At 72.4% G+C, this 9,596-nt stretch carries 8 protein-coding genes; all 8 read right to left on the reverse strand.

The features are described from left to right. Window positions 1-880 (reverse strand): exosortase A (gene xrtA / locus CKO13_RS08120; RefSeq protein ID WP_200259262.1); only part of this gene is annotated, 880 nt, incomplete at its 3' end. Further along, window positions 870-2,117, reverse strand: a complete 1,248-nt coding sequence (locus tag CKO13_RS08125) for a TIGR03087 family PEP-CTERM/XrtA system glycosyltransferase (RefSeq protein WP_200259265.1) — start codon at window positions 2,115-2,117, stop codon at window positions 870-872. The genes xrtA and CKO13_RS08125, both read right to left, overlap by 11 nt. A 10-nt stretch (window positions 2,118-2,127) precedes the next feature. Next, window positions 2,128-3,177 (reverse strand): FemAB family XrtA/PEP-CTERM system-associated protein, encoded by a 1,050-nt coding sequence (locus tag CKO13_RS08130; protein WP_200259268.1) that lies wholly within the window; start codon window positions 3,175-3,177, stop codon window positions 2,128-2,130. Between the two features lie 3 nt (window positions 3,178-3,180). Next, entirely contained in the window at window positions 3,181-4,089 is a 909-nt protein-coding gene (locus CKO13_RS08135) for an XrtA system polysaccharide deacetylase (RefSeq protein WP_200259270.1), read from the reverse strand. Window positions 4,090-4,132: 43 nt separating this feature from the next. Next, on the reverse strand, window positions 4,133-5,233 hold the full coding sequence (locus CKO13_RS08140; RefSeq protein ID WP_200259272.1) for an XrtA/PEP-CTERM system-associated ATPase: 1,101 nt from the start codon (window positions 5,231-5,233) through the stop codon (window positions 4,133-4,135). 4 nt (window positions 5,234-5,237) lie between these two features. Beyond that, window positions 5,238-6,701 carry a TIGR03016 family PEP-CTERM system-associated outer membrane protein gene (locus CKO13_RS08145; RefSeq protein WP_200259274.1) on the reverse strand — a complete coding sequence of 488 codons (1,464 nt, stop codon included), beginning with the start codon at window positions 6,699-6,701 and terminating at the stop codon, window positions 5,238-5,240. Between the two features lie 10 nt (window positions 6,702-6,711). Then, the gene (locus tag CKO13_RS08150) at window positions 6,712-7,686 is read right to left on the reverse strand and encodes an XrtA-associated tyrosine autokinase (RefSeq protein ID WP_200259275.1); all 975 of its coding nucleotides are present in this window, start codon (window positions 7,684-7,686) and stop codon (window positions 6,712-6,714) included. Between the two features lie 14 nt (window positions 7,687-7,700). Beyond that, a complete protein-coding gene (locus CKO13_RS08155; RefSeq protein WP_200259277.1) occupies window positions 7,701-9,200 on the reverse strand; it encodes an XrtA system polysaccharide chain length determinant in 1,500 nt (499 codons plus the stop codon). Between the last annotated feature and the right edge of the window lie 396 nt (window positions 9,201-9,596).

The raw sequence follows: 9,596 nt of genomic DNA on the forward strand, positions 1-9,596 counted from the left end.
CTCCGGCGCCGCGCGGCGGCTCGGGGCCGCCGTCCTCGCGCCACCAGCCGCCGACCCAGAACATCGCCGCGATCATCACGCCGAAGAAGAGCCAGCCGTAGATCAGGTGATCGACCCCCACCGCCAGCTCCATGCCGCTGAGGTGGCCGAGCATGACGATCAGGTAGGCGCGCACGCCGTTGGCGACGATGGGCACGAGCACCGCGGCGGCCATGAACAGCAGCCGGCGCCGCCAGCTGCGGTAGACCAGGTAGCTGTAGAGCGCCCCGAGGGCGACGCTGGCGATGAGGTAGCGCACCCCGCTGCAGGCCGCCACCACGGACCAGCTGCCGGAGGGCAGCTGGAAGCGCAGCCCCTCGCGGTAGACCGGCACCCCCGAGGCCTGCACGGCGGCGACCGTGAAGTCGGCGGTGTACTCCATCAGCCACGGCACCAGGAACGCCCCGAAGGGCACCGCGAAGAGCAGGTAGGCCAGCGGGAACTGCAGCTCCCGGACGACCGCCGTGCCGAGCAGGAGCCAGACCAGCGCCGGGATCATCAGCACGGCGCTGAAGTGGCGCACGGACTCCACCTCCACCAGCGCGCCGAGCACCCAGGCGAGCACCAGCCCCGCCAGCGGCAGCAGGGCGAGCCCGCTCGGGCGCGGCGCCAGCGGGCTCAGCCGGTGCCGCAGGCGGAAGACGAGGAAGGCGACGATGGGGACGATGAGGAAGCCGTGGGCGAAGGTCTCGGAGCGCGCCCAGATCTCGACGATCCCCCGGTAAGTGGGGAAGAAGGCGGCGCCGAGCCCCGCCAGGCCGAGGGCGAGCGCCGCCAGCGCCCAGCGCCAGGGGATGGGGGCGGCGCGGCCCCCGCTGCCGGGGGCCGCATCAGCCGCCATGGCTGCCCTCCACCGCCACGCCGGGGACGACGGGCGCGGCCTCCGGCTCGAGCGCCGCATCGAGCCGCGCCAGGCTGCGGGCCCAGCTGTAGTCGGCGAGCACGCGCCGGCGGCCGGCGGCGCCCAGCTCCGGCGCCGGCGCCGCCAGGAGCCTCGCCACGGCGGCGGCGAAGGCCTCGCCCTCGGCGGGGGCGTGGAGCAGATCCTCGCCGGGCCGGGCGCTCAGCCCCTCCAGGGCCTGGGGCGTCGCCACCACGGGCCGGGCCAGGGCCAGGGCCTCGAGGACCTTGTTCTGCACCCCGCGGGCGATCCGCAGCGGCGCCACCGCCACGTCGGCGTGGGCGATCCAGGGCCGGACGTCCTCGACGAAGCCGGTGACGGCCACGCCCTCCTGCTCGGCGAGCTTGCGGACCGCCGGCGCCGGGCGGTTGCCGACCACGTAGAAGCGGACCCGGGGATCGCGCCGGCGGATCCGGGGCAGGACCGCCTCGGCGAACCAGCAGGCCGCGTCCACGTTGGGCCAGTAGTCCATGGCGCCGGTGAGCACCACCGGGCGCTCCCCCGGCGGATAGGGGCTGGCGCCGGCCCGCTCGGGGTCGAAGTACGCCGTATCGACGCCGTTGCCCATGGCCGCGATCCGCCCGGCGCTCTCGGGGGCGAGGCGGCGGAAGAGCCCCGCCTCCTGCGGGGAGACGAAGAGGCTGGCGTCGCTGCCAGCCGCCAGGCGCCGCTCGTAGGCGAGCAGCCGCCGCGCCTCCCGGCGGTAGACGGCGCGCATCGGACCGCCCCGCTGCGCGGCGAACTGGCGCCACTTGTCCGAGTCCACGTCGACGAAGTCCACGACCCGGCGCAACCCCCGGCGCCGCCCCGGCAGGTACTGCCCCATGCTCGAGGAGAAGGCCAGTGCCGCCTCGACGGGCCGCCGCTCCAGGGTCCGGCGGACCCAGCGGCGCAGGCCCGGGTCGCGGTACCACCCCAGGGTCAGCGCCTCGCCGCGGAGCAGCCCGGAGAGCGCCCGCAGGCCGGCCCGCCGCCGGGGCAGGGGCCGGGCGCAGACGCTGGCGCACTGCTCGCGCAGGGCCGGCAGGTGCGCCCAGTCCGCCGGATCGTCGACGAAGGTGCCCAGGTGGACGGCGTGGCGCTCGGCGAGGTGGCGCAGGATGTGGTAAGAGCGGATCTTGTCGCCCTTGTTCGGCGGCCAGGGGAGGCGGTGCGCCAAGTAGAGGATCTCGGCCATACCCTCGCTCCTATCCCAGGTTGCGGGCCACGTAGGGCCCGATGGCGTTGGCCACGGGCAGCGGCAGCCGCCGCCACAGGCGGATCGCCCGCTGATAGCGGGGATTGAGGGGGTGGCGCTGCGGCACCTCGCTGCGCCGGTAGAGCGCGAACTCGTAGTGCAGCGGCTGCGGCTCGAACCCCCAGTTCCGCTTGAAGTGGTAGGCGCCGGTGCCGCGCTTGCTGCGCCCGAAGTCGAAGACCCGGTAGCCCGCCTCGCAGGCGCGGCGCATCAGCTCCCAGTAGAGGAAGTCGTAGCCGGCCACCTCCCGCGCCGCCGGCAGCCCGCCGCCGTAGTAGGGCAGGACCTCGTCGCGGAAGTAGAAGGCGAGGACGCTCGCCACCGGCTTGCCCTTGTGGCCGACGCTCAGCACGCGGCAGTCGTCGCCGAAGACCTCGGCGAGCAGCCGGAAGTAGCGCCGCGGGAAGACCGGCGTCCCGAGGCGGTGGACGCTGCGCGCGTAGACCGCGAAGAAGCGGTCCAGGTCGCTCTCCCAGGCGCTGCTCAGCCCCGCCTTCACGCCCTGGCGCACCATGCGCCGCTGCTTGCGGGGGATGGCGCTGAAGTTGGCCTCCACCTCCGGGGCGAGGGGCTTGCGGAAGGTGGCGTAGAGCCCGAGGGTCGGCCACTCGGAGTGGTGAGGCTCGCGGTGGCGGTACTCCAGGTGATCGACGCCGAGCGCCGCCGCCCGCCGCTGCGCGGCGCCGTCGAGGGCCTCGCGGGCCGCGTCGGTCTCGGCGGCGATGCCGCCGTAGACGCAGAACGGCACCGAGACCAGCGAGTGGCCGAAGAGCCAGCTCTTGATGCGCGCCAGCGGCAGGACGCCCTCGATCCGCCCGCCGCGCTCGGCGTAGAGGTAGCAGGTCTCGTGGCCGAAGGCCCGGCGGATGACCTCCTCCCAGCCGGCGCGGTGGCAGAAGGTCGCCTCCGGGCAGCGCTCGACGAAGGCGTCCCAGCGCGGCGCCTCAGCCTCGCTGAGCGTCCCGACGCGGACCGCGGTGTCGCTCGAGGCCTCGGGCATCGCTCAGGCGGCTTCGGGGAGCGGCAGCCGCGCCGGGGCCACGGGCTCCTGCCCGGCTGCCAGCTCGGCGGCGAAGACGTGGTCGATCCGCCCCCAGGGGAGCTCGTGGAGCAGCCGGCGCAGCCGCCCCTCGGTACGCCCCAGGTTGAGGTAGTGGCGGAGGCGGGTCTTGAGGTCCACCCCCGGGATCCGCGGCTGCCCCGGGTCGAGCTCCCAGGGGTGGATATAGAAGACCGCCGCCCGGCCCTCCCTGCGGTTGATCCGGCGCAGGGCCAGCCGGGAGGCCGCGTAGGGCAGGAGCCGGAAGTAGCCGCCGCCGGCCGCCGGCCAGTTGCGCCCGGCCAGGCGCACCGTCGCCGGCGGGATCTCGAGCACGCCTTGCGCCCCGCCTAGGCGGTGGGGATGGCGCGGCGCCCGCGGCGCGCCGTAGTGGTCGTGCCGGATCGGGTAGACGCTGGAGCTGTAGCGGTGCCCGGCCGCGCGCAGGAGCCGAGGGGCCCACGGGGTGTGCGGCCCCATCGAGAAGCCCGGGGCGCGGTAGCCGAGCACCTCGACCCCGGCAGTGTCCTCGAGCAGCCCCTTGGCGCGGTGGATGTCCTCGCGGAAGGCGGCGGGCCCGATGGCGCCGACCCGCTCGTGGCCGTAGCCGTGGCTCGCCAGCTCGTGGCCGGCCTCGGCGATGCGGCGGACCGCCTGGGGGCAGCGCTCGGCGATCCACCCCAGGGTGAAGAAGGTGGCGCGGGCGCCGGCCTCCTCGCACAGCTCGAGGAGCCGCTCCAGGCTGGCCTCGACCCGAAGCCCCCAGCGCCCCCACTGCTCCCGGGGGACGTAGGGCGCCATCGCCAGGACCTGGAAGTAGTCCTCCACATCCACCGTCAAGGCGTTCCGCGGCGACCCGTCGTGCTCGCTCATCAGCTCCTCCCCCCTGAAGCCATCGTTCTCCTCCCCCGGCCGCTCAGGGCTCCTGGCGCACAGCGCCGAAGGTCCTCTTGAGCGTGGCCCCGACCTGGCGGGTCAGGCGGTAGCCGGAGATCAGGTAGCGCTCGATCCGGTCGAGCCGGCGCTCGAGGCGCTGGCGATCCCCGCGCTGGACCTCCAGGGCGTACTGGATCAGCTTGTAGTTGAACCCGAGGTAGCGCTCGATCCGCTCGAGCTTGCCGTCCAGCCCCGGGCCGCCGCGTGGCGCCTCGCCGCCGTACGGCGCGTCCGCGCTCTCGCTGCCCTCCTCCCCCCCGCTCTGGCCGCCGAGATCCGCCTCCATCTCGTCGATCACCGCCTGCACCTCCGAAGGGCCGAAGTGGTGGCACTCCTCGAGGTAGCCCATCAGCAGCAGCCGGTCGCATAAGGTGTTCACTTGCCGGGGTATACCTGCAGTATAGCCGTGGATGAGCGCCCAGCTCTGCTCATCGAAGCTCGGGTCCCCCTGCCAGCCCACCCGGCCTAGCCGGTGCTCGATGTAGGCGCGGGTATCCGCCTCGTCCATGGGGCCGAGGTGGTAGGTGGCGATCACCCGCTGGCGCAGCTGCTGCATATTCGCGCTGCGCAGGATCCGCCGGAACTCGGGCTGCCCGAGCAGGAAGCTCTGCAGCAGCGGGCCGTCCTCGCCCTGGAAGTTCGAGAGCATGCGCAGCTCCTCGACGGCCTCGTTGCTGAGGTTCTGCGCCTCGTCGACGACGAGCAGGGCGCGCTGGCCGCGCTGGCGGGTGCGCAGCAGGAAGCGCTCGAGCTGGCGCAGCTGCAGCGCCTTGTCCTGGGGGGCGTCCTCGAGCCCGAAGGCGAGGTTGACGGAGCGCAGGAGGGTGTCGGCGTTGAGCTGGGTGCTCACCAGCTGCGCCGCCACCAGGGGGCGGTCGTCGATGCCCGCGAAGAGGTTGCGCACCAGCGTCGTCTTGCCGGCCCCGACCTCGCCGGTGATGACGATGAACCCCTCCTGCTGCTGGATGCCGTACTCCAGATAGGCCATCGCCCGGCGGTGCCCCTTGCTCTCGTAGAAGAAGCGCGGATCGGGGCTCAGCGCGAACGGCTTGTCGTCTAACCCGTAGAACGCTTCGTACATGGGCTCAAAATTCCATGGTGACCCGGGCGGATATCAGGTTCTCGCGGCGCTCCTGGCGCCGCTCGCGAGGCCGGATCCGCTCGCTGGCGCGGTACCGGTACTCGATGATGCCCCGCGTGCGGCGCCCGAAATCCCGCGCCAGGCCGACGGAGGTGCGCCACTCGTCGAGCTCGACCTCCCGGCCCTGGCGGTCGGTGCCGTCCGTGCGCGTATAGGCCCCGCGCAGGATGGCGTCGGTGTACGGCCCCAGCCCCCAGCGCCAGAGGCCGTCGATCCGCCGGTCGCGATCGACGCGCTCCTGGCCGGCCTGCCCGAAGGCGATGCGCTCGTCGACCTCGCGCTGCAGGAGCCCGATCCCGAAGGTGCTCCGCCCCGTCTCGTAGCGCCAGCTGGCGAGCCACGTCTCGGTGAACGACACGTCCTGCTCGCTGCGGCGCAGGAAGGAGACGGTGAAGTCGTCCCCGAAGCGCGGCAGGTCGAGCAGCTCATCGAGCTCGACCTCGACCTGCCGCTCGAGCTCCGGCCAGTCCGTGACCCGCTCGCGGTAGGAGAGCGAGAAGGTTGCCCGCTGACGGCGGTGGCGGAGGGTGAGCGAGCGCCGCTCCCGGGTGACCGTCTCGGGCGGGATCTCGAAGGTGACCTCGCCGTAGCGGGCGTTCAGCGTGGTCGCCCGCGACGGGCTCCAGTCGGCGTTGACGCTCCAGCTGTCGGTATCCCGCCGGGGGCCGTCGCCGACCCGGTTCCAGCCCTGCCCCGCCGAGGCGCCGAGGCGCAGGGAGCGCGCGACGCGGTAGCCGGCGGTCGCCTCGGTGTTGACCCGCTCGATGGGGCGGCGGCGCTCCTCGTCGAAGCGGTTCTCGGAGGCCTCGGCGGTCAGCGACCAGAAGAGCTGATCGAAGGCCCGGCCGCTGCTCAGGCGGTAACGGCCGCGGTGGGCCCGGAGGTCCGCCTGGTCCGCCCGCTCGGTGCCGTGGTAGCGGATCTCGTCGAAGATGTAGCGCAGCTCCTGCTCGGCGAAGGCGCCGTAGCGGGTGAGCAGGAACGGGCTGATGCGGTAGCGGGTGGTCTCGCGCTCGTTCTCCGGGCCGATGGGCTGCAGCGGCGCATCCGCCCGGACGTCCCGGCGGATATACCCCTCCACGAAGGCGGTCTGGCGCAGCAGCTCCAGCCTCCCCTGGCCGCGCAGCCGGTGGCGGCTGCGGTCGAGATCGCCGCGCTCCTGGTGGAAGCGGCTCTCCCAGGAGTACTCCAGGTCGAGGGTGGCGCGGCTGCTCTCGCCGCTGAGCGTAAAGCCGGGACGGATCAGCCCCATCAGGTCCCCCTGCTCCTCCCCCCGGGGCGCGAAGGCGACGTTGTCGGTGAGCTCGGCGCCGAGGGTGACCCGCGGGGTGAACTCCCAATCCGTCTCGGCCGCCGCCACGGCGGGGACCGTCAGCGCCACGGCGCCTAGCCGCCCGATCCAGCGCATACGGCGCGCTCTACCCCGTCTGCGCGGCGGCGGCGCCGAGGTCCCGGGGATCGCTGCTGGGGCTCGCCGTGTAGTGACTCCCGTAGTAGCCATACCCTCCGTAGCCCCCGTAGCCGATGCCCGGGATATTGCTGGACTTGTTGAGCAGGCCCAGCACGACGTCGCAGCCGTCCAGCAGCTCCACGGCCCGGGTGACGGCCACCCGGGCCGTGCTCTCCGCCTCGACGACGAGGAGCACCTGGCCCATCTGCCGGGCCAGCACGCTCGGCTCGCTGCTCGCCAGCAGCGGAGGCGTGTCGAAGACGACGATCCGGTCGCTGTAGCGGGAGTGGATGTCCTCGAGCAGCTCGGACATGGCCCGGCTCGCCAGCAGCTCCGTGGAGCGCCCCTGGGGCCGGCCGCACGGCAGCACCGAGAGGTTGGGGATCTGGGTGCGCAGCAGCACGTCAGGCAGTGCCACCGAGGCGTCCGTGAGCAGGTCCATCAGTCCCCGGTCCGCCTCGAAGCCGAGGGACCACGGCACGTTGGGCCGCGCCACGTCGGCGTCGACGACGAGCACCGTGCGCTCCACCTCCATGGCCAGGCTCAGCGCCAGGTTGAGGGTGCAGAAGGTCTTGCCCTCCCCCGGCAAGGCGCTGGTCAGCATCACCAGCCGCCCCTTCTCGACGGGGGAGACGCCACCACGGCCGAAGGCGTTCTCCAGCACCGGCCGCTTCATGATGCGGAACTCCTCCTCGAGGCCGGTGCGATGCTCGCCGGGCACCTGGAGCCCCTGGTGGCGGAGCCAGCCGAAGTCGATCTCCACGTCGACGTCCCGATCCGACCCCTCGTCGCTCCCCCATGGGCTCTCAGGCCCCGCCGGCTCGCCGGCCTCGGCCCCGCCGGGGGCCGCGCCGCGGTCCGGCGCCTCGTCCGCGGGCGCCTCCTGTCCCTGGGAGCGGTCCTGGGACCGCCGCTTCTCAAGCGCCTTCTCGATTATGCTCATCGCCGGGGTTACCCCTAGATCCAGAAAAAGACGGCCATGACCGCAGCGTAGACCACCAGAAGCGCCGCGATCGCGCTGAAGAAGACCAGCATCTCCATGCGCCGGCGCCGCCGGTGCACGGGGGTGCGCACGCGGGAGACCTGGCCGAGGGCGGGGCGGCCGGTGAGCTCGGCCAGCTGGCTCATGCCGACCAGCGTCCCCCGGATCTGGGCCAGCAGGAAGGCGAAGCCGGAGCCCGTCCCCAGCCCGAGCACCAGCACGGCGCTGGCGAGCCCGACGCGGTTCGGCGCCGCGGGCTCCTCGGGGCGCTGCGGCGGCTCCAGGACGCGGAAGTCCACCGAGCTGGTCTCCGACTCGACGTGGCCCGAGAGCACCGCCTGCTCATGCTTCTCGAGCAGGCGCCGGTAGCTGTCCTTGAGCGCCTCGTAGTTGCGGGTCAGCGCCGTGTACTCGGACTCCACCTGCGGCACCCGGCCGATGGCCTTCTCCAGGCGCTCGACCCGCGACCGGTACTCCTCGACCCGGGTCTGCAGGGCGGCCACCTGGCTGCGCGCCTCGGACAGGGCCATGTGCAGGGGGGAGTCGCCGGGGGCGACGGCGTCCGGGTTCTCGGCGTACTCCTGCGCCTCGCGCTCCAGCTGCGCCCGCAGCTCCTTGAGGATGCGCTGCGTCTGGGCCACATCCGGGTGCTGCTCGGTGTAGCGCCGGCGCAGCTGATCGAGCTGGGTCTTGAGGCGGTTGATGCGCTCCTCGAGCTGGGGGTTGGAGTACGCCGCCACCCGGGACTCGGCGCTGTCGCCCTCCTCCAGCTGGCTGCGCAGGCTCTGGACCCGCTGGCGGGCCTCCTTGCGCTTGAGCCTGGCCTGCTCCAGCCGCTGCCGGGTCCGCTCCAGGCGGTCGTAGAAGCTGCCCTCGCCGCTCAGGTAGGCGGAGTTCTCCTGCTTGAACCGCTCGATCTCCTTCTCCTTGGCGCGCAGCTTCTCCTCGTAGCGCTCGAGCTGGCGCTCGATGAACTGCTGCGAGCTGACGAGGTCGAGCCGGGAGCTGCCGAGCCCCCGCTCCATGAACAGGTCCCCCGTCTCGCGGACCACCCGGTAGGCGATCTCCGGGTTCTTGTGCTGGAAGGAGATGGTGTAGATATTGTTGCTTTCCCCCGAGAGCTCGATGCCCTCGCGGAGCATCTCGACGAGCTCGCCGGTGCTGCCGGTATCGGCGAGGACGTCGAGGTCGGCCTTGCGGGCGATCTGCTGGAGGTTGCTGTTGCTCAGGAGGGTCGTCGTCATCATGCGGATGCGCTGCTCGACGTCCGGGCGCACCGTCATGCCGCGCAGCAGCGGGGTCAGGATGGACTGGGTATTGACGTAGACCCGGCTCGAGACCTGGTACGTATCGGGCAGGGTGAAGATGTAGGCCCACCCGAGGACGCAGACCAGCCAGGCGACCGGCAGGATCCACCACCGCCGGCGCCACGTCGCCCGCAGCTGCTGCACGAGCTCCTGAAAGAGATGCTCCATCCGTCGCCTCCTGACTGCACGCTACCGGCTTCGGAGACCGCCGCCTCCCCTCGCCCCCACCGGGCACCGGCACTCTTGAGTATAGAAGCGTCGCCGTGGCTTACAGGGCGCCACGCGCAATTCCCCCAAAAAAAGGCAAAAAATTCACAAGAGTTTGTCTTGGAATGGCTTTTTTATTAATGGCACAGAACTTGCTATAGGCCCACTACCGCGATTTCTCGATGGGCTGGGAGAGAGAGTTCCGCCATGACCGCTAAAGAGCTGGCTGAAGGGCTTACGGCGTTACGTCTCCCCATCTCCTCCGCCCTGAATCGCGCTCGGCCGAGGCGATCCCGCCTCCTCGAGGAGCGGCCTCGCAAAAACCTCCGCGATCTACGCCCCCGCCACGCCATCCCA

The sequence above is a fragment of the Halorhodospira neutriphila genome, from assembly GCF_016584055.1.
GTDB classification, from domain to species: Bacteria; Pseudomonadota; Gammaproteobacteria; order Nitrococcales; family Halorhodospiraceae; genus Halorhodospira; species Halorhodospira neutriphila.

Bases quoted from the DNA above. Each gene is read 5' to 3' on its own strand.
- CKO13_RS08125 (WP_200259265.1), bottom strand. From the start codon at position 2,117: ATGGCCGAGATCCTCTACTTGGCGCACCGCCTCCCCTGGCCGCCGAAC.
- CKO13_RS08130 (WP_200259268.1), bottom strand. From the start codon at position 3,177: ATGCCCGAGGCCTCGAGCGACACCGCGGTCCGCGTCGGGACGCTCAGC.
- CKO13_RS08145 (WP_200259274.1), bottom strand. From the start codon at position 6,701: ATGCGCTGGATCGGGCGGCTAGGCGCCGTGGCGCTGACGGTCCCCGCC.
- CKO13_RS08155 (WP_200259277.1), bottom strand. From the start codon at position 9,200: ATGGAGCATCTCTTTCAGGAGCTCGTGCAGCAGCTGCGGGCGACGTGG.
- CKO13_RS08150 (WP_200259275.1), bottom strand. From the start codon at position 7,686: ATGAGCATAATCGAGAAGGCGCTTGAGAAGCGGCGGTCCCAGGACCGC.
- CKO13_RS08140 (WP_200259272.1), bottom strand. From the start codon at position 5,233: ATGTACGAAGCGTTCTACGGGTTAGACGACAAGCCGTTCGCGCTGAGC.
- CKO13_RS08135 (WP_200259270.1), bottom strand. From the start codon at position 4,089: ATGAGCGAGCACGACGGGTCGCCGCGGAACGCCTTGACGGTGGATGTG.